The following is a 23,329-nucleotide window of genomic DNA, read 5'->3' as shown; positions in this document are numbered from 1 at the left end:
TCCGCAGGGCAGCCGTCATGCCGGCTTTCCTGCGACAAAACTCCCCTGACGGCTCAAGCGAGCCGCACAGAGGAGATAAAATCAGGAATCGTTAGATCTTAGTCCGCCTTATCAGCCAGCAGCTTTTCCACGACCGCCAGACGCACGCAGACGCACAGCAGTTCGGATGCCATTTCTACCTCGTCCAGACTGGGATAGGTAGGTGCAATGCGCAGGTGAGAATCCTGAGGATCCTTGTGGTAGGGATAGGCAGAACCGGCACCGGTCAGAGTCAGGCCCGCATCCTTGCACAGACCTGCCACGCGCTTTGCACAGCCGGGCATCACATACAGGCTGATGAAGTAGCCGCCCTTGGGGTCCGTCCAGTGGGCAATGTCGCCGCAGGGAATGAGGTTGTTCTTGAATGCCGTCTTGACGGCATCGAAGCAGGGCACCAGACGACGGCGATGCTTTGCCATGTGGGCCAGAACGCCTTCCTTGTTCTTCAGGAAGCGGACATGGCGCAGCTGGTTCATCTTGTCGTAGCTGATGATCATGACCGAGAAGCGCTTGCACATATACTTCATGCTGCTCTCACTGCAGGCAATGGCAGAGACGCCTGCGCCCGGGAAGGTGATCTTGCTGGTGGAGGTGAACATGAACACACGATCCTCGTTGCCGTACTTCTTGCTCTCGTTCAGCAGCACCGGAGTCTCGATGATCTCATCGGTGAGATGATGGACGATGTAGGCCTCATCCCAGAAGATCTTGAAATCAGGCGCAGCGGTCTTCATCTTCGCAAAACGCTCGATGGTCTCATCGCTGTAGGTGTAGCCATCAGGGTTGGAATACTGCGGCACGCACCAGATGCCCTTGATATCGGCATCCTCGGCCACCAGCTTTTCCACAATATCCATGTCCGGGCCGTTGGGGGTCATCGGCACACTGATGAGCTCAAAGCCAAACTCCTCGGTGATGGCAAAGTGACGATCATAGCCGGGCACCGGGCAGAGGAACTTGCGCTTCTCCACCTGAGACCAGGGGCACGGAGACTCCGGGAAACCAAACACATAGCCGATGTTGATGAGGTTGTACATCAGCTGCAGGCTGGAGTTGCCGCCCACGAACACCTCGCCGGGCTGCACGCCGAATACATCCGCGAACAGCACACGGGCTTCCTGCAGGCCTTCCAGCTCACCATAGTTGCGGGCATCCGTGCCGGCATCGGTGGTGTAATCGTTCATCTTCAGCAGGTCCATGGCCAGATCCATCTGGTGAGGGCCGGGCTTACCGCGGGCCATATTCAGCTTGAGGCCCTTGGCCTGAAATTCTTTGTACTTTGCTTCAAGCGCTGCCTTTTCAGCAGTGAGTTCATCACGGTTCATTGCAAGATAATTTGCCATTGGAAACACACTCCTTTATCGTACTTCCTGTTACCCATTGCGCTGGCGCTGCATCCGAGGGAGCCTTCCTGCCAGGGAACCGACTCCGTACTGCAATCCAGACCTTAATATTATAGTACATTTTCAGCCCGGAAACAAGAATATTAAAGCAAAAAGCCCTGCTAAAAGCAAAAAGCTTTTAAAACAGGGCTTTCACTCCCCTGCTGTGCGCCGAAGCGTCAGCTCAGAGAGGCTTGGTTTTTGTAGCGTTTGCGCACCGCGCCGTATTCCAGATGGGCTTCTCCGCCCTCCACAGTGTCTTCATCCACCGTCACGCGGATGATGGTAGCATCTGTGGGCACATCATACATGATGGGCAGCAGGATGCCTTCCATCACGCTACGCAGGCCGCGGGCACCGGTCTTGCGCTCAATGGTCTTGCGGGCAATGGCATGCAGTGCTTCATCGGTGAATTCCAGCTCCACATTATCCATGCCCAGCAGCTCTTTGTACTGCTTGACCAGACTGTTACGCGGCTCCTTGAGCACACGCACCAGAGCATCCTCGTCCAGATCATCCAGCACGGTAATGACCGGCAGACGGCCGATCAGCTCCGGGATCAGGCCGAACTTGACCAGATCGTGAGGTTCCACCTTGCGCAGCAAAGCGCGCTCGGCTTCGCTGGAGTTATCCTTCAGGCTGCTGCCAAAGCCCAGCGCGGACTTATCCGTGCGGCGCAGGATATACTTGTCCAGACCGTCAAATGCACCGCCGCAGATGAACAGGATATTGGTGGTGTCGATCTGGATGAACTCCTGCTGCGGGTGCTTGCGGCCGCCCTGCGGAGGAACATTGCTCACAGTTCCCTCAAGGATCTTCAGCAGGGCCTGCTGCACGCCTTCACCGCCCACATCGCGGGTGATGGAGGGGTTCTCGCTCTTGCGGGTGATCTTGTCGATCTCATCGATATAGATGATGCCGATCTGTGCCTTCTGCACATCGAAGTCCGCTGCCTGAATGAGCTTGAGCAGGATGTTCTCCACATCCTCGCCCACGTAGCCGGCCTCGGTCAGGGTCGTGGCGTCGGCAATGGCGAACGGAACGCCCAGCATCTTGGCCAGAGTCTGCGCCAGCAGGGTCTTGCCCACGCCGGAGGGGCCCAGCAGCAGTACATTGGACTTCTGCAGCTCCACGTCGCCGCCCTTGCCGCTGAGGATGCGCTTGTAATGGTTATAGACCGAGACAGCCAGCACACGCTTTGCCTCGTCCTGACCGATCACATACTGGTCCAGACCTTCCTTGATCTCGGCCGGGGTCAGGATGTTGATATCCAGACCGTCTGCGGGCTGGATGTGTGCGCGGTTTGCGCCGCCCCGTGCCGGGCGTGCGCTTTTGGGCTGATCCGGCTTATCGGAAAGCAGATCGTGGCACAGGCCGATGCATTCGCTGCAGATGTTGACGCCGGGGCCGATGATCATACGCTCCACTTCGTCCTGATGCTTTCCGCAGAAGCTGCAGACCAGATCCTTTTCATTTTTGTCTCTGCCGGAATTGTTATTTGCCATAGCTGTTTTTCCTTATCCTGGGTAAATTAAATGTCAGCGGCTCAGCGATGGGCAATGACCTCATCGATCAGGCCGTATTCTTTTGCCTGCTGTGCGGACATATAGTTATCGCGCTCGGTATCCAGCTGGATCTTTTCCAGCGGCTGACCCGTGTACTCGCTGAGCATCCGGTTCATCTTATCGCGGATATACACCATGTGTTCAGCGTGGATCTTGATATCAGTGGTCTGGCCGGACAGGCCGCCGCCCTGACCGCCTGCGATCAGCGGCTGATGGATCATAATCTCCGCATTGGGCAGTGCAAAGCGCTTGCCCTTGGTACCGCTTGCCAGCAGGAAAGCGCCCATGGAAGCAGCCATGCCCATGCAGATGGTGGAAACATCGCACTTGATATACTGCATGGTATCGTGGATGGCCATACCGGCGCTGATGGAACCGCCGGGGCTGTTGATATACAGGCTGATATCCTTATCCGGGTCCTGCCCTTCCAGATACAGCAGCTGTGCCACAACAAGGCTGGCCGTGGTATCGTTGACATCCTCACTCAGAACGATGATACGATCGTTCAGCAGACGGGAGAAAATATCGTAGGAACGCTCGCCGTGGGACGACTGCTCTACAACGTAAGGAACAAAACTCATAAAGTTCGCCTCCTGAAATGGAATATAGTATTTGCAAAATTGACCGATACGGTTTCCCTGCCGGTTCTGCCGTATCGGTCAATTTTTACAACCTTTGATTGAAACCGTGCAGCGCGCCGCCAGCTTCAAAGGAGTGCAGCCGACTGATTACTCAGCGTCTGCCGCCTTCTCTTCCTCAGCAGCCTTCTCCACGATGTTTGCGTGGCTCTTGATGAAGTCGATGGCCTTGTTGATGGCCAGATCCTTCTTCAGGTCGTCAACATTGACCAGCCCACGGACCTTGTCCTCTTCCATCTTGTACTGGTCAGCGATGCGCTTGATCTCAGCGGAAACTTCCTCCTCGGAAGCCTCGATGTTCTCAGCAGCGGCAACAGCCTCCAGAGCCAGACGGATCTTGACCTGCTTCTCAGCCTGAGGCATGAAGGAGGCACGGAACTGCTCCATAGTCTGGCCCATATACTTCAGGTAGTCCTCGAGACGCAGACCCTGCTGCTCCACGCGGAATGCAAAGTCGTTAACCATCTCGTCCATGCGCTCATCGTACATTGCCTGGGGGATCTCGCCCTCCATGCTGTCGATGACCTGATCGACCAGAGCATTCTCAACAGCCAGGTCATCCTGCTTGTCCAGCTGCTCCTGATTGTTCTTGCGGATGGAAGCCTTGAACTCGTCCAGAGTGTCGTACTCGGAGCAGTCCTTTGCCAGCTCGTCATCCAGAGCAGGCAGCTCCTTGTACTTGACCTCGTGCAGCTTGATCTTGAACACAGCAGCCTTGCCAGCCAGCTCAGCAGCCTGATACTCAGTGGGGAAGGTGACGTTCACGTCGAACTCTTCGCCAGCGGAGTGGCCCACGATCTGATCCTCAAAGCCGGGGATGAAGCTGCCGCTGCCCAGAGTCAGGCTGTAGTGCTCAGCCTTGCCGCCCTCGAATGCGACGCCGTCCACAAAGCCCTCGAAGTCGATATCAGCGATATCGCCATTCTCCGCAGCACCCTCACGGGTCAGCTCACGGGCGTTGCGCTCCTGCACACGCTTCAGCTCTGCCTCAACAGCCTCGTCAGAGACAGTATGGACAGTCTTTTCCACCGTCAGACCGTTGTAGCTGCCGATCTTGACTTCGGGCTTGACAGCGACCTTGACGGTCAGGGTGACACCGTTGGTCTCGTCAGCAGAGTCAACAGTGACTTCCGGACGGCCGACCGGCTCCACGTTTGCTTCCTTGACAGCAGCCTCGAAAGCCTCGGGGAACAGCTCGTTGATGGCGTCGTAGGTAAAGACGTCCTTACCGTAGAACTTCTCGATCAGAGCGCGGGGTGCCTTGCCCTTGCGGAAGCCCTGAACGGGGTACTTCTTGCCCTCTTTCTTGAAAACATCGGCAGTGGCCTTCTTGAAAGCCTCTGCATCGATGGAGAACTGCAGCTCTGCCATGCTCTTCTCGAGCTTTTCACACTTGATGAGATTCATTTGTTTTTCCTCCACTCAAAAAATCTATTGCTCGGGGCAGGAAATTTTTGCCCTTTGCAACCGCGCACTGCGTCCTGAATGAACTTGCTTTTGCAACATGCGGGGACGCGCGCGCTCAATTGGGTGCAACAATCGCGTCAAAACTTATTATAGCACGCTTTGGACACAATTGCCAGTCCAAATTGTGAATTTTTATCATTTCTGCCCTTGCTGCAGCTTCTGCCCGGTCAGAACGTCTCTGTCCCGGACGATCAATTGATGCGGTATGGGCAGAAACGCAGCCCATCCGCACTTACCAGCTTGTAGTGGATGCCGTCCACATCGCCCTGCACCGCATATCGGATCGCGTTGCCGTGCAGATGGCCGTAAAAGCATGTCCTGATGCCATATTCTTTTAAGGTGGCTACGATCTCCGGAGCACTGGTGCCGGTGTATACCGGCGGATAGTGCAGGAACACCAGCTTTTCCAGTCCCGGTTCAGCGGCATTCAGACTCATGCGCAACCGTCCGATCTCGCGGTTCATCACCTTTTCATCATGGGCCTCGCCTACATCAAACAGCCAGCCCCGGGTGCCGCAGATGGCATAGCCCTCTACGCTGTAGGAATTGTTGTGCAGGATGTGCAGGGTGTCGAACCCCTCTGCTTTGAGGTAGGCGTTCATCTTATTGGCAGTGGACCACCAGTAATCGTGGTTGCCCTTCATGATGATCTTCTGTCCGGGCAGGCTCTGCAAAAATTCAAAGTCCCTGCGGGTATCGGTCAGGCGCATGGCCCAGCTGATATCTCCTGCCAGCACGATGGTGTCTTCCGGTTTGATGAGCTTCCGCCAGTTTTTTTCCAGACGCTCCACATAATCGTTCCAGCCGGGAAAAATATCCATCGGCTTGGAAGCGCCCAGAGAAAGATGGGGATCGCCAAGCACAAAAAGTGCCATGTTTTTACTCCTGTTCTAAAATGCAGCAGGATGTATTATTCCTGATAGCCCAGCGCAACTTCGGCGATCTGCGCAGGCTCGATCACAGTGCTGAAGCGCTCCGGCTTCTGGCGCAGCGCAGCAAGACTTGCCGGTGCGGTATGCGCGGTAGCTGCTTCCAGCTGCTGCATTGCTTCAAAATCATTTTCCGGTGCAGACTGTCCCAGAGCCGCCAGCACGCTGCGCGGGAACTTGAAGGGAGACGCAGTGGACAGCACCACCATGGGCACCCCTTCGCGCTTTTTCTGTGCAGCCACATGGAAGGCCACTGCGGTGTGCGTATCGCACAGGTAGTTGTCCTTCTCATAGCGGGCACGGATCTCCCCTGCCACTTCTTCCTCGCTGCTCCAGCCGCAGGAAAAGCTCTCCTGAATGGCGGCCAGCGTCTCCGGACGCACCGTGTAGCTGCCGGTCTCAGTCAGACTCTTCATCAGGCCCGCCACCTCGGCATCACTGCCGGTGACATGGTACAGCAAGCGCTCCAGATTGGAGGACACCAGAATGTCCATGCTGGGCGAGGTGGTCTTGAAGAACTCCCGCTTTGCGGTATAGGTGCCGGTGGTGAGGAAATCGGTGAGGACGTTGTTCTCATTGGAGGCGCAGACCAGCTTGCCCACGGGCAGGCCCATGCGCTTTGCATAGTAGCCTGCCAGAATGTCGCCGAAGTTGCCGGTGGGCACGCAGAAATCCACTTCATCGCCGAAGGCGATGCTGCCCGCCTTGAGCAGCTGGGCATAGGCGGCAAAGTAGTAGACGATCTGCGGGACCAGACGGCCCCAGTTGATGGAGTTGGCGCTGGACAGGCGGATGTCCCGCTTTGCCAGCTCGGCCGCGATGGCCTTATCGCCAAAGACCTTCTTCACACCGGTCTGGGCATCGTCGAAGTTGCCGCGCACCGCGTAGACTGCCACGTTGGCACCCTCCTGCGTTGCCATCTGCAGACGCTGGATCTCGCTGGTGCCGCCCGTGGGATAGAACACCGCGATCTCCACACCCGGGATATCATGGTAGCCGTCCAGAGCTGCCTTGCCGGTATCGCCGCTGGTCGCCACAAGGATCAGGGTCTTTTCCGTGCGGCCCAGATTCTTTTTGGCTTCCACCAGAAGCTTCGGCATCAGCTGCAGAGCGTAATCCTTGAATGCGCAGGTAGGGCCATGCCACAGCTCCAGCGCATAGGTGTCTCCCTCCACCGGAGCAAGGTATCCGGCCTTGCCTCCGAAAGCATCGCCATAGGTCTTGCGGGCCGCTTCCGTCAGAAAGTCCTGCGAATAGTCGGTCAGATATTCCTTGATGACAGCAGCTGCCATAGCCGGGTAATCCAGCTCACACAGCGCCTTCACATCCACCTGCGGAAAGCTTTCAGGGACAAACAGGCCGCCCTCGTTGGACAGGCCCTGTGCGATCGCTTCCGAGGAAGTCACTTTGCGGTTTTGGTCTCTGGTACTGAAAAACTGCATTGTTGTCGCTCCTTTTTCGCCGTGGAACGCTGAAAACACGTTCCTGCTGCTACGGCAGAGAAGATCCCTGCCCGTACATTTCCCACCGGGGCGCTTGCTTTACGCAAGAAAAGCGCCCCTTATAATATGTACCATCCAGCGCCCGCTGTCAAGAGGGAACACTTCCGCCACATCAAATCGCACCGGTGCATCGCTCTGTCCGGTACACTGCAGATAGTGCTGTGCTGCAAGGATCAGCCGCTTCTGTTTGGCGGCATTGACCGCAGCAGCCGGGCGCGAAACGGCGTCCGAGCTGCGGGTCTTTACCTCGCAGATGACAATGGTCCCATCCGGTTCCTGTACCACCACGTCCAGTTCCCCCATCCGGGTGTGGAAGTTGTGTGCCAGCAGCCTGCAGCCCTGCTTCTGATACCAGCGGGCCGCAGCGGCTTCTCCCCTGTGCCCCGTCTCAGCGCGGTTCACTTTCCGTTCTCCGGCCAGTAGCCCTGTTTTTTCAGGAAGCTGCGGCGATAGAATGGCTGGATGCCGTACTGCGCAATGAGCTCATAGTGGAGCTTGGTCGGGTAGCCCTTGTGCTTTGCCAGCTGATACTGCGGGTACTGTCTGTCCAATTCCAGCATATAGCGGTCACGGCTGACCTTGGCAAGGACGGATGCCGCGCCGATGCTGGCGCTGGTGGCGTCGCCCTTGACCACCGGCTGTGCCGGGATCTGCAAACCCGCCGGGGTGCGGTTGCCGTCCACCAGCACGAGGTTCGGCACGATGTCCAGCTCTTCCACGGCCTGCTTCATGCCGCCCATGGTGGCGTTGAGGATGTTTTCCCGGTCGATGACTTCCGGCCCCACAAAAATAATTTTGTAGGCCAGCGCCTTTTCAACGATCTCGTCAAACAGGGCTTCCCGTTTTTTCTCGGTGAGCTTTTTGGAGTCGTTGATGCCATAGACCGGATTTTCCGGGTCCAGAATACAGGCCGCTACGCACACCGGGCCGCACAGAGGGCCGCGCCCAGCTTCGTCCACGCCTGCAAAGCAGCCGTACTGACTGCGTACAGCGGCATCGTATTCATACAGCGGAGCCGAGATCTCCTCGTCGGAACGGCGCTTCATTCCTCTTCCTCCTCGGCAAAATCCGTCAGGTCATCCCGCTGCGGCGGGCGCTCCAGCGAAATACGGCCCCACTTGCAGGCGCGGAATTCATCCACCAGCATAATGGCACAGCGCTCGGTGTTCACCTCGCCGCCACGCACCAGCAGGCCGCGCTTGCGGCCAATGGCTTCCATCAGCTCATAGGGCGGCAGTGCCAGCGTTTCGGCGTCCAGCTTGTAGCGCTGGGCCACAAGGTCGGGGTAGTTGCGGCGTACTTCATCCAGCAGGTTCATGGCCAGCTCTTCCACGTCCAGAATATCGTCCTTGATGGAGCCGATGAAGGCCAGATTGGATGCAATGGTCTTGGAGTCAAACTTCTTCCACAGTACGCCGGGCATATCCAGCAGATCAAATTTGTCGGTGCTGACCCACTGCTTGCCCTTGGTCACACCCGGGCGGTCTGCCGCTTTGGCGCGGGCAGAGCCTGCAAAGGTGTTGATAAAGGTGGACTTGCCTACATTGGGGATGCCGCACAGCATCACCTGCGTCTTGGCACCGCCCATGCCGCGGTTCTGGCGGCGTTCCAGCAGGCCGGCCAGTTCTTTTTCGATCGCCGTCTTAACGGCATTGGCGCCGCCCTTCTGCTTGGCGCTGATCGCCACACAGCCGGCGTCTGCTGCACGGAAGTATCGGATCCATTCTTCCGTTACAGCCGGGTCGGCCAGATCTGCCTTGTTCAGCGCATAGAGCTTCGGCTTGTGGGCCGTGATGCGCTCGATCTCCGGGTTCAGGCTGGAAAGCGGGATGCGGGCATCCAGCAGCACAAGGCTTGCATCCACATGCTGGATCTCCTGCTCCATCATGCGCAGGGTCTTGGTCATGTGGCCCGGGAACCACTGAATATTGTACTGGTTTGCAAAGCGGGTATCCATTTCGTTCATTTTACCACCCCAAAATCTGTAAAGGGCATAAAGCACACAAGCACTTTGCCCAGAATATCCCGTTCGTCGATGCAGCCGACATAGGTGGAGCGGCTGTCCAGCGACTGGTTGCGGTTGTCGCCCATCACGAACACCGTGCCCTCCGGCACTGTGTACGGGAACTGCACATCGTAGCCAAGATAGGTAGGCTCTGCAATGTAGTCCTCCTGCAAGACCTCACCGTTCACCGCCACGGTGCCGGTCGCATAATCGATGGAGACCGTATCGCCGCCTTTGGCGATGACACGCTTGACCAGCGGCTTGCCGTAGGAGGTATAGCTGTCCACAATGACCACATCACCGCGCTGAGGCTCGTAGCCCGCCCCCCACACGATGAGCTTGTCGCCGTTGACCAGCGTAGGCACCATGGAGCTGCCGTCCACCTGAATGATGCGGAAGAAAAACGAAAAGATCAGCACCAGCACCAGCGCTGCCGAGATCAGGGCCTCGTACCATTCCAGCAGATTCTGCCCGCGCACGGGCTTTGTCTGTTCCTGTTTTTCCATATCCGGTACACCTCACCTTCTGGTTTTACACTGCTGACCCGATTATACCGCAGCCGACAGGCTTTCTGCAAGCCAGATCACCTGTTGGCCGCACAGTTTTTTCAAATTTTTGATAAAGAAAAAAGGGACAACGAGGTTGTCCCTTTTCTCCCGTTTCAAATCGGGGATGATCAAATATCGCTCTTGACCTTGGCAGCCTTGCCGGTACGGCCACGCAGGTAGAACAGCTTTGCGCGGCGGACCTTGCCCTTGCGGACAACGGTGACCTTCTCAACGAAGGGGCTGTTGATGGGGAAGACACGCTCGATGCCAACACCGTAAGCAACGCGGCGAACGGTAAAGGTCTCAGCAACGCCGCCGTGCTTCTTTGCGATCACAGTGCCCTCAAAGGCCTGGATACGCTCACGGTCGCCTTCCTTGATACGAACATCAACGCGGACGGTGTCGCCAACGTTGAACTGGGGCTTTTCAGCCTTGATGCTGCCTTCAGAAATAATCTTCAGTGCGTCCATTTTTGAATCCTCCATTTGTTTTTAGACGTTCATGCACGGCACCTTGCCGTCAGAGGACCGCCCGTTTAATGATATTGTCATTAACCCCGCTGTGGTCTCAGCGGACACTAACGCCTAAATAGGATATCACAAAACCTGCGTGAATGCAAGCGTTCTGACCAAAATAAATGCAAAAATTTTCTGTTTTGCCCAACAGACGGTCTTTCACGCTCCGATCAGACAAACAGCTGCTTATCTGCCGCCAAAAACTTTTTGCGCAGGATGTTGGCGCTGACGGCAGGCAAACCGAATTTTTCTTCCAGAAAGCCGGTGAGCAGCAAAGGGTTCAGGTTCAGTTCCTGTGCGGCCGGCATGCACAGATCAATGTGCAGGCTGTCCCCCTCCGTGGTGTACTCCACCTGCGGGATGTGATCCTTCAGCTCAATGATCTTGTTGCCTTTTTTGCCGTGCTTTTCCACCGGAGCGCTTTCCAGCGCGTTGTACGCATCCAGCGCCGCTGCCGCTGCTGCCGGGTAGGTGATGCGATAGCATGCGTAGGCAATGAGGTCCGCCTTCATCTGCACCGGGCCAACGTGCGTGATCACGATGCCTGCGGGCATGATGGCATTGAGGGCCGCTTTCCACTGTTCAAAATCCGGGGCTTCCGCTTCGGTCTTGACGTCCACACACTCGCACTCACTCTCCTGCCCCAGCGAAAGCGGGCAGGCAAAGGTCATATAGATGTGGGGATTGAAGCCCAGCGTATGCCACACCGGCAGGCCGCTGCGCTTGAGCACCCGCTGCATCACCCGCTGCAGGTCCAGCAGGGAGATGTAGGAGGCCTCATTCTTTTTCTCAAACGAGATTCTGACTGTAATCAAAGCAGGGACCTCCTAACAGATGATTTGCACCGCAGCCGTGGCAGGCACGGTTGCAGGGCTGGGTGGTCTGGGCGGCAAGCGCCTTTTGGTACTCCCGCACCAGATATTCGTGGGTGACGCCGTAATCCATGTGGGACCAGGGCGTCACTTCGTCCAGACCGATGGGCCGCTGGCAGTAGAACGCCGGGTCGATGCCCAGATCTGCAAAGGTCTGCAGCCATGTGTCGTACTTGAAGCACTCTTCCCAGCCGTCAAAGTAGCAGCCGCGCTTGTAGGCTTCCACAATGACCGGGGCAAGGCGGCGGTCGCCCTTGGCAAACACGCCCTCCAGAAAGCTGGTGGTGCTGTCGTGATAGTTCACCTTGATCTTGCGGCTGCGCACACTTTCCAGCAGATGCTTCTGCTTGGCCTGCAGGGTCTCGGCCGTATCCATGGGCACAAACTCAAACGGCGTATGGGGCTTGGGCACAAAGCAGGCACAGCTGATCGTCACCTGAACGCCCTTTCCCTTGCCGCGCTTGGGCAGAGAATAGTAAAGATCGACCACCTTCTGCGCCGTCTCTGCGATGCCCTCAATGTCCTCCATGGTCTCGGTGGGCAGGCCCATCATGAAGTAGAGCTTGACCGAGGTGTAGCCCGCGTTGAATGCAATGGTGCAGGTCTTTTCGATCTCGTCCCATGTGACATTCTTGTTGATGACATTGCGCAGGCGCTGGGTGCCGGCTTCGGCAGCGAAGGTCAGGCCGCTCTTGCGCACCTTGGTGGTTTTTTCAATGAGACTCTGGGAGAAGTTGTCCACACGCAGGCTCGGCAGCGACAGGCTGACATGCTCTTTGGGTGCCCACTCGTTCAGATCATCCAGCAGCTCTTCCAGCTGTCCGTGGTCAGAGGTGGACAGGCTGGAAAGGCTCAGCTCCTCATAGCCGGTGTTGGCGCACAGCTCCTGCGCCGCCCTGTTCAGAAGGCCCGCGTCACGCTGACGCATGGGGCGGTACAGAAAGCCCGCCTGACAGAAGCGGCAGCCGCGCACACAGCCGCGCAGCACCTCGATGCTGGCGCGATCCTGAATGGCACCCACCATGGGCACCACGAAATTCGTGGGCGGGGCAAACTCGTTCAGGTCCTTGATGATGGCCTTGGTGATGCGCGCCGGGATGCCCGGCTCGTTGGGGGTGATGGCCTTGACCCGGCCATCCTCGTAATACTCCACATCGTAGAACGCCGGGATATAGACGCCGGGGATCTTTGCGATGCGCAGCAGCAGTTCCTTTTTGGAGACGCCGCCCTCTTTTTTGGCCTTTTCGATCTCGGCGCAGATGCCGGGCAGCTGGTTTTCGCCCTCGCCCAGCTGGATCACATCAAAAAAGTCTGCGATCGGCTCCGCATTGCAGGCACAGGGGCCGCCCGCCACGATCAGCGGCCAGCGTTCGTCACGGTCTTTGGAATAGAACGGGATGCCGGCCAGATCCAGCATGGCCAGAATGTTGGTATAGGACAGCTCGTACTGCAGGGTGAAGCCCACTGCGTCAAAGGCGGTGAGCGGGTCCTTGCTCTCCATGGTGTAGAGCGGCAGGCCAAGGCGTTCCATTTCAGCCTTCATGTCCAGCCATGGCATGAAAGCGCGCTCACACCACCAGTTTTCGTGGCGGTTGAGCAGCTCATAGAGAATCTTTTCGCCGAGGAAGGACATGCCTACCTCATAGGTGTCCGGAAAGCAGAACGCAAAGCGGACATCCACTTTTTCTTTGTCCTTATATACACTGCCGGGTTCTCCGCCGGTATAACGGCCGGGCTTCTGTACCCGTCCCAGTGCTTCTTTCAGTTTTGGATCAAACATCGAGTCCTCCAATAAACAGTCCATTTTTACACGTCATTTTATTGTACCCGAAATGAGCTGTTTTTTCAATCATTTCCCCTAAACTTTTTGCCTGCACACCGCATTTCGCGCAGGCAGGACGCCAGCTGCGCCCCATCCAGCGGAGGAACGGGCAGCAGATTGAATCCCCCGGTCAGCAGATTTGCCGCCCAGAAGGCACTGCCGCGGATGGTCAGTTCCTGTTCCAGCCGCAGCGCCCAGATGCCTGCCAGCATGAAATTGACCGCCGGGCCTGCAGCAGCCAGCCAGAAGAGCCGCCCCGGTGAAAGGCCCCGGGCCGGAGCGTCCATCCGCATACAAAAGCCGGTCATGGTCACCTCAATGACCGGAAAGCGGCGCAGCAGCGCACAATACACCAGAATGTGCCCGCACTCGTGCAGGAACGCCGCCAGCAGGCCCAGCCGCAGAAAGCCGCTGGCATCGAAGTACAGCAGAAAATACAGGGAACCGCACAGCAGCACCGGGTCCCGGAACACCAGAGGCCCCAGCCGCAGGGCATCAGGATGCTTCATGCGAAAGGCCCAGTGCATCTGCCGGGTCACAGGCTTTTCCCTGACGATACAGCTCAAAATGCAGATGTGCCCCGGTGGCCCGGCCGCTCTGCCCTGCCGTGCCAAGGGTCTGCCCGGCCTCTACGGCTTCGCCCGGACGGACATAGATATACTGCAGATGGGCATACACCGCCGCTGTTCCATCCGCAAGCAGAAGCTCTATGCAGCTGCCATAGCTGGCACTTCGCTTTGTGCGGAGCACGGTGCCGCCCTGCACCGCAAGGATGCCGGTGCCCTCGGCGCAGGCAAGGTCGATGCCCTTGTGGAATGCCCGTTTGCCCGTAAAGGGATCCTCCCGCCAGCCGTATCCGTCCGAAATGCGCCACTGTGTGGTTTCCAGCGGAAAGCAAAAGGCATCATCCTCCGTTTTCGACTGCGCCCGTGCAGGGAGCACCAGTCTGACGCAAAGCAGTGCTCCCAGCAGGACCGCCGCCCGGAAAAGGGCCGATTTCTTCCCATATCTTGCGTGTTTTATGCGCCATCCTGCTCGTCCGCTCCGCTTCGTCTGCATACCGTTTCCCCTTTCCGCTGTAGTCCACTGTATGCAGGCGGCGGTTCAAAAAGACCCGGCGGGGCTTTTCCCTGCCGGGTCTTGCAGTGCTGTTATCTGCGGAACTTGAAGAGGTCCAGGAACTGCTTCAGGCGGCTCTTCTGTGCAGGCGCTTCAGCGATGGCCGGTTTTGCCGGCTTTGGCACAGAAGCAGGCCGGGGTGCCGGTTTTTTGCGGTTTACCATCTGTTCCAGTTCGTCAAAGTGATCGTGTTCCTCCGGTTTCGGGGCCGCATCCAGATGGATGGGTGCCGACGGTTCGGGAGCCTTTTGCGGCTCCTGCTTCTGTACGGGGAACTCCACCGCCTTTGCCTCCGGTTTCTCTGCAGACGGTTCTGCAGCGGGAGCTTCTGCAGTCAACGGTGCCGTCGGAGCCTCCACAGCCGCCTGTGCCGTTTTTTCACAGGCAGGAACTTTTCCAGTCCAGTCATCCCGAAGCAGCTCATACATATCCATCTGGCCGTTGACCAGTGCTTCGCCCTCGGCAGGCTTCACCTTCTGGTAGCTGCCATCCGGGCGCATCTCGCGGGCATTGACGTTATCCCGCAGCTGCAGCTGCAGAATATCGGTGAGCTTCTGCACCAGCACCGGGTCTTCCACCCGGACGCCCACCTCCACGCGGCACTCCGTGTTGCGGGTGAGGAAGTCGCCGGAAGCAATATAAATGCGGGTGTGCACTCCATCAAAGAAGCTGTAAATGCGGCCATGCTCCAGATAACGGCCCACAAGGCTGCGGATGTGCAGGTTTTCGGTCTTGCCGGGCACCTCTGCACGCACACAGCAGATGCCGCGCACGATCATGTCGATGCGCACACCGGCACAGCTGGCTTCCTGCAGCTTCAGGATGATGTCGCGGTCGCTGATGGAGTTGTTCTTCAGGATCATGGACGCCGGGCGGCCCATGCGGGCGGCGGCGATCAGGTGATCCATTTCTTCCAGAAGCACGCTCTTGAACCGCAGCGGTGCTACCAGCATCTTGCTGCTGTCCTCGGTCAGGCGCTGTACGGCAAGGTTCTGGAATACGTTGGATGCTTCCTCGCCAATGACGGGATCGGCCGTGATAAAGGAATAATCGGTGTACAGCTCACTGGTTTTTTCGTTGTAGTTACCGGTGCCGATCTGGGTGATGTAGGAGTAGCCCTGTGCGCCCTTGCGGGTGATGAGAGTCAGCTTGGAGTGCACCTTGTAATCATCGAAGCCATAGATAACGGTGCAGCCTGCTCCTTCCAGCTGCTTGGACCAGTCAATGTTGTTCTGTTCATCAAAGCGGGCGCGCAGCTCCACCAGAGCCACCACTTCCTTGCCGTTTTCAGCCGCTTCCATCAACGCCTGCACGATCTGGGATTCCCGCGCCATACGGTAGAGGGTCATCTTGATGGAAATGACCTCCGGGTCATGTGCCGCCTTTTTGAGCATGGCAATGAAGGGCCGGATAGACTGGTACGGGTAGCTGAGCAGCACATCATGCTTCTGCACCTCGGCGGCAAGATCGTACTGCGGCGGCGGCAGCATGGGCCGCGCCGCCGGGTAGAACAGCTCCGGATGTCCGTCTGCCTCGATCCTGCCGGTGAGCTTATAGAAGAAGCTCAGATCCAGCGGGCTTTTCTGCACGAACACCCGCTTATGGGTCAGCACAAGGCGGTTGCACAGCAGGCGTTCCACCTCCGGGGCAGATGCAGTTGTGATCTGCAAACGCACAGCCGCCAGCTTGCGGCGGCGCTTGAGCAGATCGGACATGATCTCACGGTAATCGATATCGTGATCCATCATGCCCTCTTTCACATCGATGTCCGCATTGCGGGTCACGCGGAACAGGCACTTTTCCTGAATGGCATCCTTGCCAAAAATGCTGGCCGCAAAATGCAGCACCAGCTCCTCGGTGAGGGCAAACAGCGTCTCGCCATCTTTTTTTACAATGTGCATTCGTTCCATCTGGCTGGAAATGGGGATGATGCCCAGGCTCTGCCCTGCAGGGTGCTTTTCCCTGAGCAGTACGCCCAGATAGATCTCCTTGTTGCGCAGGAACGGGAACGGATGGCGGTTATCCACGATCTGCGGGCTGAGGATGGGGAACAGCTCGGTCTGGAAATATTTTTTCCAGAAATGCTCCTCCTCCTTGGTCAGATGGTTAAAGTCCACCTTGCGATAACCGCATTCCGCCAGTGCTTCCAGCGCCTTTGCGTAGTATTTGTCGCATTCTTCCTGCAGCTGTGCCGTTTTGGGCATAATGGCAGTCAGCTGTTCCGCCGCGGACATGTTGGTCTTGTTTTCCCTCTTGACCTTTTTGCCCTGCTCCTGTTCCAGATTGGCGCGCTCCTGCAGAGAGCCCACGCGCACCATGAAAAATTCATCCAGATTCGAGCCATAGATCGCAAGAAACTTGACCCGTTCTGCAAGCGGAACATTTTTATCTTTGCCCAATGCAAGAACGCGCTGATTAAAATCCAGCCAGCTCAGTTCCCGGTTGATAAAAATGGTTTCGTCACTCATAGTATTCCCCTTTTCCAGCTGCCTTGCGGCTCAGCTCACGGTTGCCTGCCCTTTCCAGGAATCCACCACAGTCTGCGTCAGGCCCGGAACGCAGGCTGCATCCTCCACCCGTGCAAACGGGCCGTTCTGCTCCCGGTATTCCAGAATGGCTCTGGCCCGGCTTTCTCCTACGCCCGGCAGGGTGCACAGCGCAGAAAGCCCGGCTGTGTTCAGATCCACCAGCATGTGCTGTTCCAGCCCTGCTGTATCCGGCAGCGGCTGGACCGCAGTGTCCTGCAGCGGCACGGCAAAATAAAACGCCAGCGCTGCACATAGGATCACTGCAGCCACCGAAAGGCAGATAAAAACCGCCTCCCGTTTTTGGGACTCCGGCAGATGTGTTTCTTTCATTGTACCTGACTTTCCCCCAAAAAGAAAGGCTTCTGCGAAAGAATATGCAGAAGCCTTGCACAAATTTTACGCTAAATTTTCAGCATCCCGTACCATACGGTACAGCACTTCCACCGCAGAGCCTGCCGCAGCATCGGTCAGGGTGACCTTTTGCGCAGCAAGACGCAGCTCTGGCGGAGCATCTGCCGCCGCCACGCTCTGGCTGGCATTGCGCACCAGCTCCAGCATGGACATGCCGCCCGCCAGCACCAGAACATCCTCCGGATTGATGCCCACCGGCATACACACAGCATCCAGCATTTCGTGGCCGGAAACGGTTCTGGGCGTCAGGATCAGGGTATCTGCTGCGGCACGCTCGCCCAGCAGCACCGCTGTACGATCCCCCAGCGATTTTTCCAGCAGCGAGATCATGGGCACGGCCTTGCTGTCCTGATACAGCAGCACCCGCAGCACTTCTTCCCCCTTGATATCCGCTGCATTCGCCAGCAGATAGGGGGTCCATTCCTGCCGCAGATGGCGTTCCAGCGCCTCACTCATGCGCAGCACCCGGGTGGTGCCATCGGTCATCTGCAAAGCGACGCCCACGCCTGCTGCGTCCGGCAGGCGGGTGAACAGATCGGCGTCCTGCCCGGCAAAGCTGCACAGCGTCCGGCTGGTGCCATCGGCAAAATGGTAGGCCATCGCGCCGCCGCACACCAGCGCAGGGGCATTGAGCCGCACACTGCCCAGAATGGAACGCACTGCCCGGGGCGTGCGCTGCGAGAACACCGTAAAACGGCCGCCGCGGCGGACGAACAGCTGCAGCACGTCACGCACAACCTGAGTCAGGTTTCCATCCGCTCCCAGCAGCAGGTGATCCAGATCACACAATACAAGCCTTTGGTTCAGCTGGTTCATAGGGTTTCCCTCCTGAGCGTTGCAAGAAAATGAGTGAAGTATTCCGGCAGCTCCGAATCAAAGCGCAGCTGTTCGCCGGTAATGGGGTGGATGAACCCCAGTGTTTTTGCGTGCAGGCACTGCCCGTGCAGGCTGGTGATGCAGTTGTGCGGGCCGTAGACCGGGTCGCCTGCCACCGGATGCTGGATGGACGCCATGTGCACACGGATCTGATGGGTGCGGCCGGTCTTCAGGCGGCATTCCAGCATGGTGAAGTTGTTCAGCCGTTCCAGCACCTGATAACCGGTGTAGGCATATTTGGTGTGGGGTTCATCGGCCGGGTAGACTGCCATTTTTTTGCGGTCGGTTTTGCTGCGGCCCAGATTGGACTCCACAAAGCCTTCATCCTGTGCAAAGCCGCCGTACACGATGGTGCGATACGCGCGCTCCACACTGTGCACCGCCATCTGCTGGGAAAGGCCGATGTGCGTTGCATCGTCCTTTGCCACCACCAGCAGGCCGCTGGTGTCCTTATCGATGCGGTGCACGATGCCGGGGCGGATCTCACCGCCGATGCCGGACAGGCTTCCCTTGCAGTGCCACAGCAGCGCATTCACCAGCGTGCCGTCCGGGTTGCCGGGAGCCGGGTGCACCACCATGCCCTTGGGCTTGTTGACCACCAGCAGATGCTCGTCCTCATAGACGATCTCCAGCGGGATGTCCTGCGGCACGGCCTCGATGGGCTTGGCGTCCGGGATCTCCAGCAGAATGGTGTCACCTGCCTTGAGCTTCAGGCTCTTGGCCACCTGCCTGCCGTTGCACAGCACATGGCCATCCGCCACAAGGGCCTGCAGGGCAGAACGGGAAAGGCCGGTATCCTCGCCGCTGAGAAAGCGGTCGATGCGCTGGCCGGCCGTTTCCTGCTCCACCACAAATTCACGCTGCTCCATGGCTCACTGCTCCTTTGCGCCGCCGTGCAGCTCTTCCAGAAAGATCTCCAGCACCCAGAGACCCACGCCCACGCACACGCAGATATCCGCAAAATTGAACACCGCAAACTGCATGAACAGCAGATTGATGTAGTCCACCACCACGCCGTTGAGCACACGGTCGATCAGGTTGCCGATACCGCCGGCAAGGATCAGCAGCAGTGCGGCCTGCTGCAGGTATCTGCCGCGGCTGCGGAAGAACAGCCCGTAGGCCACAAGAATCAGCGCTATGCTGGTAGCGATGATGAGGAACAGCTGCTTGCCACTGAGCAGGCTGAACGCCATGCCCGGGTTGAGCACGAACCGCAGCTCCACCACATGGGGGATCAGCGGCATGGCTCCCACCGGCTGCAGCACATTTGTGGCCCACAGCTTGATGGCCTGATCGATGCCAATGAGTGCCGCAGCCGCGAGCAGATTAAAAACAACATATGCCATAGGATACTCCCAAAATCATTCGGTATAAAAAACGGCGCTCCCCGGTATAAGGGAGCGCCGCCCTTTAAAACATTGTTTTATGCGGAACGCTTAGGCTTCCACAACGCTGGCGCAGCGTGCGCACAGGGTGGGATGTGCGGCATGGCTGCCGATGGAAGAAGAATACTTCCAGCAGCGCTCGCACTTTTCGCCGGTGGCATGTGCAGCAGCAACGCCCAGACCTTCAACAGCGCTTGCAGCGCCGCCTTCGCCCTTGACCAGCTCTACCTGAGAGACGATCATCAGGTCGGCCAGCTCGTCCATGGGGATGCTGTTCAGCAGATCATACACCGCGTCATTGCAGTACAGGGTGACGGCAGCCTCCAGAGAAGCACCGATGACCTTTTCGGCACGGGCCTGCTCCAGAACCTTCTTCACCTCGTCACGGACGGCGATCAGCTGAGCCCACTTTGCCTTGAAGGCCTCATCGGCGGCATACTGGCCGGCCTTGGGCATCTCCTCAAAGACAACGTACTTGTTCATGCCCTCGGTCTTGGGCATGAAGTCCCAGATCTCCTGGCTGGTGAAGCACAGGATGGGCGCAATGATCTTGTCCAGAGCCACCAGGATCTTGTACATGGTGGTCTGAGCAGCCTTGCGGCCTGCGCCGTTGGTGCAGTACAGGCGGTCCTTGGTCACATCCAGATAGAAGTTGGACATTGCAACAACGCAGAAGTTGTACACTGCATGGTAGACCTTGTTGAAGTCGTACACAGCGTAGCCTGCGCTGGTGTTGACCATCAGGTCATCCAGAGCAGCCAGTGCCCAGCGGTCGATCTCCTGCAGCTGATCGTCAGCCACACAGTCGGTGTTGGGATCAAAGCCGTCCAGATTGCCCAGAATGAAGCGGGCGGTGTTGCGGATCTTGCGGTAAGCCTCGCTCAGCTGCTTGAAGATGTTCTTGCCGGCACGCACATCCACGGTGTAGTCGGAAGAAGCCACCCACAGGCGGATGATGTCAGCGCCGTAGTCCTTGATGATCTCGCTGGGCTCCACGCCGTTGCCGGCGCTCTTGTGCATCTGCTTGCCCTGCTCGTCCACGACCCAGCCGTGGCACAGAACAGACTTATACGGTGCGCAGCCCTTGCTTGCAACGCTGGTCAGCAGGCTGGACTGGAACCAGCCGCGGAACTGGTCGCCGCCCTCCATATACATATCGGCGGGGAAACGCAGTTCCGGACGCTCCTCCAGCACAGCGGCGTGGGTGGAGCCGGAGTCGAACCAGACGTCCATGATGTCGGTGTCCTTGGTCCACTCGGAAGCACCGCACTTTTCGCACACTTCGCCTGCAGGGATGATCTGCTCGGCTTCATACTTATACCATGCATCGGAGCCTTCCTTGCGGAACAGGTCGCTGACAGCCTTGATGGTGGCATCGGTGATGTGGTAGGTGCCGCACTTCTTGCAGTAGAATGCAGGGATGGGTACGCCCCAGGTGCGCTGGCGGCTGATGCACCAGTCGTTGCGGTCGCGCACCATGCCCTTCATGCGGTCATGGCCCCAGTCCGGCATCCAGGTAACGGTGTCGATGGCCTTGTAGACGTCCTCACGGAACTTTGCGATGGAGCAGAACCACTGTTCCGTTGCACGGAAGATGATGGGGTGATGGCAGCGCCAGCAGTGCGGGTACTGATGCTTGATGTGCACCTGACCCATGACAGCGCCGGACTCGGTCAGGTCGGCCAGAATGGTCTTGTTGGCAGCCCACACGCGCTGACCCGCATACTTGCCGGCCAGCTCGGTCAGATAGCCGCCATCGTCCACGGGGACGGTGATGGGCACCTGCGGATACTTCTGGCAGACGTTGAAGTCGTCCACGCCGTGGCCGCCTGCGGTATGGACGCAGCCGGAACCGCTTTCCAGTGTGACGTGGTCGCCCAGAATGACCCAGCCCTCCTTGGGCAGGTAGACATGGTTGTAGCGCATCAGCTCGAACTCGGTACCGGGGACCGGCTCGCCCACGATCTCGTAGTTCTCGATGTGGCAGGCGTCCATGACGCTCTTGACCAGCTCGGTGGCCATGATGTGGAACTCATCGCCGATCTTGACGAAGGAGTACTCGAACTGGCCGTTCAGGCAGATTGCCTCGTTGGCGGGCAGAGTCCAAGTGGTGGTGGTCCAGATGACGAAGTAGGTCTTGTCCATCGGGATGCCGTGCTTTGCCAGCACACCGTTGGGGTCCTGAGAGACGTGGAAACGCACGAAGATGGAATCGCAGTCGTCCTCGCCGTACTCGATCTCGGCCTCTGCCAGAGCCGTGCGGCAGTCCGGGCACCAGTACACAGGCTTCAGGCCCTTGTAGATGTAGCCCTTCTTGGCCATCTCGCCAAAGATCTCGATCTGGCGTGCCTCAAACTCAGGCTTCAGGGTCAGATACGGATGCTCGAAATCGCCGATAACGCCCAGACGTTTGAACTGGTCGCTCATGATATCGATGTGCTCGGTAGCAAACTTTTCGCAGATCTGGCGCAGCTCCAGCTTGGAGATGTCCTTCTTCTTATCACCGACGGAGGACAGAGCCTTCAGCTCGATGGGCAGGCCGTGGGTATCAAAGCCGGGCACGTAGGGAGCCTGGAAGCCCTCCATGTTCTTGTCGCGGATAATGATATCCTTGATGATCTTGTTCAGGGCAGTACCCATGTGGATATTGCCGTTTGCGTACGGAGGGCCGTCGTGCAGGATGAACTGCGGCTTGCCCTCGTTGTGCTTCATGAGCTGATTGTACAGGTCGTTGTCGTCCCAATCCTTGAGCATGACCGGCTCCTTCTTGGGCAGGCCGGCACGCATTTCAAACAGGGTCTTGGGCAGGTTCAGAGTACTATCGTACTGCGATTTGTTCTTAGCCAATGGTTTACACTCTCCTCTATATTTCCTTATGGGGTCGCCTTACTCGCTGAACTTGACGCCCTGAAAAGCATCGTAGTCCGGTTCGTCGGGCTTAAAATCAGCAGGAGGCGCGGGCGGAGGGTCCAGCTTGAGCTGGCTTTCGTCCTTTGCCCAGAAATCCTCGCTGCTGTCAGCCGTCTCGCTGTCATCTTCAGCAGAGGCGGCAGGTTCTGCATCTTCTTCTGCAACCGGAACAGGCTCTGCCTCAGGCTGCACATCTGCGGCCTGCGGCTGGGCTGCAGCGGCAGGCTCACTTTCCTCTGCAGCAGGCTCTGCCTGTTCGGCATCCTGTGCAGCCGTTTCCTTCTGGAACTCCGGCAGACGGCTCAGCGACTCCACATGGCTGCGGTACAGATTGAGAACATCGGACTTGAAGCGGGTCACTTCCAGACGCACACGATCATACTCGCGCTCTTCTGCAAGGCGCTTCTCGTTTGCCTCGTTCTCAATCTCATCTGCACGGTCGTTGGCCTTCTGCAGCAGTTCGTTGGCATCGCGGATGATATCATCACCGCGCAGATTTGCACGATGGATGATCTCTTCCGCCTTCTGGTTTGCTTCACGGATGACATTCTCACCCATGCGCTGAGCGTTGATCAATGCACTCTTGAGCATTTCACCGTCTGCCTCAAAGCTCTTCAGCTCCTCGTGCAGCTTCTGGTTTTCAGCAGTCAGATCCGCAATCTGCTTGCGAAGCTGTTCCGCCTGTGCATCGTCCTCCTGCAGCTGTTCTTCCACCTTGTCCAGAAAACGATCCACGTCCTCTGTGCGGTAGCCGCGGAGGTTTTTTTCAAATTGCACAGAACGGACATCCTGCGGAGTCAGCATAGTCATTTCCTC

General features: G+C 57.9%; 23 protein-coding genes. All 23 read right to left on the bottom strand.

Going from position 1 to position 23,329, the window contains the following annotated elements; translation table 11 throughout:
- Positions 1–98 precede the first annotated feature (98 nt).
- The 23 genes from MTP37_RS06655 to MTP37_RS06550 all read right to left on the bottom strand — a co-directional run bounded on the left by MTP37_RS06655 (position 99) and on the right by MTP37_RS06550 (position 23,323).
- Positions 99–1,382: a PLP-dependent aminotransferase family protein gene (locus MTP37_RS06655; protein WP_249238681.1), complete on the bottom strand. Its 1,284-nt coding sequence runs from the start codon at positions 1,380–1,382 to the stop codon at positions 99–101.
- Between the two features lie 218 nt (positions 1,383–1,600).
- Positions 1,601–2,926: an ATP-dependent Clp protease ATP-binding subunit ClpX gene (gene clpX, locus MTP37_RS06650; RefSeq protein WP_249238680.1), complete on the bottom strand. Its 1,326-nt coding sequence runs from the start codon at positions 2,924–2,926 to the stop codon at positions 1,601–1,603.
- A 41-nt stretch (positions 2,927–2,967) separates the two neighbouring features.
- Entirely contained in the window at positions 2,968–3,567 is a 600-nt protein-coding gene (clpP, locus tag MTP37_RS06645; protein WP_249238679.1) for an ATP-dependent Clp endopeptidase proteolytic subunit ClpP, read from the bottom strand.
- Positions 3,568–3,714: 147 nt separating this feature from the next.
- Complete coding sequence (gene tig / locus MTP37_RS06640; RefSeq protein WP_249238678.1) at positions 3,715–5,031, bottom strand: trigger factor; 1,317 nt, start codon at positions 5,029–5,031, stop codon at positions 3,715–3,717.
- A 251-nt stretch (positions 5,032–5,282) separates the two neighbouring features.
- Positions 5,283–5,966 carry a metallophosphoesterase gene (locus MTP37_RS06635; RefSeq protein WP_249238677.1) on the bottom strand — a complete coding sequence of 228 codons (684 nt, stop codon included), beginning with the start codon at positions 5,964–5,966 and terminating at the stop codon, positions 5,283–5,285.
- A gap of 35 nt (positions 5,967–6,001) precedes the next feature.
- On the bottom strand, positions 6,002–7,462 hold the full coding sequence (gene thrC / locus MTP37_RS06630; protein WP_249238676.1) for a threonine synthase: 1,461 nt from the start codon (positions 7,460–7,462) through the stop codon (positions 6,002–6,004).
- 99 nt (positions 7,463–7,561) lie between these two features.
- Positions 7,562–7,924, bottom strand: coding sequence for a YraN family protein (locus MTP37_RS06625; protein WP_249238675.1), 363 nt, complete (start codon positions 7,922–7,924; stop codon positions 7,562–7,564).
- Positions 7,921–8,568: a ribonuclease HII gene (locus tag MTP37_RS06620; RefSeq protein WP_249238674.1), complete on the bottom strand. Its 648-nt coding sequence runs from the start codon at positions 8,566–8,568 to the stop codon at positions 7,921–7,923. Before MTP37_RS06620 ends, MTP37_RS06625 begins: the two co-directional genes overlap by 4 nt.
- The gene (ylqF, locus tag MTP37_RS06615; RefSeq protein ID WP_249238673.1) at positions 8,565–9,488 is read right to left on the bottom strand and encodes a ribosome biogenesis GTPase YlqF; all 924 of its coding nucleotides are present in this window, start codon (positions 9,486–9,488) and stop codon (positions 8,565–8,567) included. The genes MTP37_RS06620 and ylqF overlap by 4 nt, the downstream gene beginning before the upstream one ends.
- Positions 9,485–10,033: a signal peptidase I gene (gene lepB / locus MTP37_RS06610; protein WP_249238672.1), complete on the bottom strand. Its 549-nt coding sequence runs from the start codon at positions 10,031–10,033 to the stop codon at positions 9,485–9,487. Before lepB ends, ylqF begins: the two co-directional genes overlap by 4 nt.
- A gap of 42 nt (positions 10,034–10,075) precedes the next feature.
- Entirely contained in the window at positions 10,076–10,207 is a 132-nt protein-coding gene (locus MTP37_RS13125; RefSeq protein WP_256469128.1) for a hypothetical protein, read from the bottom strand.
- Positions 10,204–10,545 (bottom strand): 50S ribosomal protein L19, encoded by a 342-nt coding sequence (gene rplS, locus MTP37_RS06605; RefSeq protein WP_022257134.1) that lies wholly within the window; start codon positions 10,543–10,545, stop codon positions 10,204–10,206. The genes MTP37_RS13125 and rplS overlap by 4 nt, the downstream gene beginning before the upstream one ends.
- Before the next feature lie 215 nt (positions 10,546–10,760).
- A complete protein-coding gene (locus MTP37_RS06600) occupies positions 10,761–11,405 on the bottom strand; it encodes a TIGR03936 family radical SAM-associated protein (protein WP_249238671.1) in 645 nt (214 codons plus the stop codon).
- Positions 11,380–13,242: a TIGR03960 family B12-binding radical SAM protein gene (locus MTP37_RS06595; RefSeq protein WP_249238670.1), complete on the bottom strand. Its 1,863-nt coding sequence runs from the start codon at positions 13,240–13,242 to the stop codon at positions 11,380–11,382. Before MTP37_RS06595 ends, MTP37_RS06600 begins: the two co-directional genes overlap by 26 nt.
- 65 nt (positions 13,243–13,307) lie before the next feature.
- A complete protein-coding gene (locus tag MTP37_RS06590) occupies positions 13,308–13,793 on the bottom strand; it encodes a zinc metalloprotease (RefSeq protein ID WP_249238669.1) in 486 nt (161 codons plus the stop codon).
- On the bottom strand, positions 13,780–14,226 hold the full coding sequence (locus MTP37_RS06585; protein WP_249238668.1) for a M23 family metallopeptidase: 447 nt from the start codon (positions 14,224–14,226) through the stop codon (positions 13,780–13,782). Before MTP37_RS06585 ends, MTP37_RS06590 begins: the two co-directional genes overlap by 14 nt.
- 209 nt (positions 14,227–14,435) lie before the next feature.
- Positions 14,436–16,871, bottom strand: a complete 2,436-nt coding sequence (gene ppk1 / locus MTP37_RS06580; protein WP_249238667.1) for a polyphosphate kinase 1 — start codon at positions 16,869–16,871, stop codon at positions 14,436–14,438.
- A 30-nt stretch (positions 16,872–16,901) separates the two neighbouring features.
- A complete protein-coding gene (locus MTP37_RS06575; RefSeq protein ID WP_249238666.1) occupies positions 16,902–17,261 on the bottom strand; it encodes a ComEA family DNA-binding protein in 360 nt (119 codons plus the stop codon).
- Between the two features lie 66 nt (positions 17,262–17,327).
- The gene (locus MTP37_RS06570; protein WP_249238665.1) at positions 17,328–18,158 is read right to left on the bottom strand and encodes an HAD hydrolase family protein; all 831 of its coding nucleotides are present in this window, start codon (positions 18,156–18,158) and stop codon (positions 17,328–17,330) included.
- Positions 18,155–19,087 (bottom strand): RluA family pseudouridine synthase, encoded by a 933-nt coding sequence (locus MTP37_RS06565; RefSeq protein ID WP_249238664.1) that lies wholly within the window; start codon positions 19,085–19,087, stop codon positions 18,155–18,157. The genes MTP37_RS06570 and MTP37_RS06565 overlap by 4 nt, the downstream gene beginning before the upstream one ends.
- A 3-nt stretch (positions 19,088–19,090) precedes the next feature.
- Entirely contained in the window at positions 19,091–19,564 is a 474-nt protein-coding gene (gene lspA / locus MTP37_RS06560) for a signal peptidase II (RefSeq protein ID WP_249238663.1), read from the bottom strand.
- 90 nt (positions 19,565–19,654) lie between these two features.
- Complete coding sequence (ileS, locus tag MTP37_RS06555) at positions 19,655–22,450, bottom strand: isoleucine--tRNA ligase (RefSeq protein ID WP_097775650.1); 2,796 nt, start codon at positions 22,448–22,450, stop codon at positions 19,655–19,657.
- 39 nt (positions 22,451–22,489) lie between these two features.
- Positions 22,490–23,323 carry a DivIVA domain-containing protein gene (locus MTP37_RS06550; protein WP_396344272.1) on the bottom strand — a complete coding sequence of 278 codons (834 nt, stop codon included), beginning with the start codon at positions 23,321–23,323 and terminating at the stop codon, positions 22,490–22,492.
- Between the last annotated feature and the right edge of the window lie 6 nt (positions 23,324–23,329).

The sequence above is a fragment of the Faecalibacterium sp. HTF-F genome (genome assembly GCF_023347535.1).
Taxonomy (GTDB): domain Bacteria; phylum Bacillota; class Clostridia; order Oscillospirales; family Ruminococcaceae; genus Faecalibacterium; species Faecalibacterium wellingii.
This window is presented reverse-complemented; position numbering and strand designations above follow the sequence as displayed.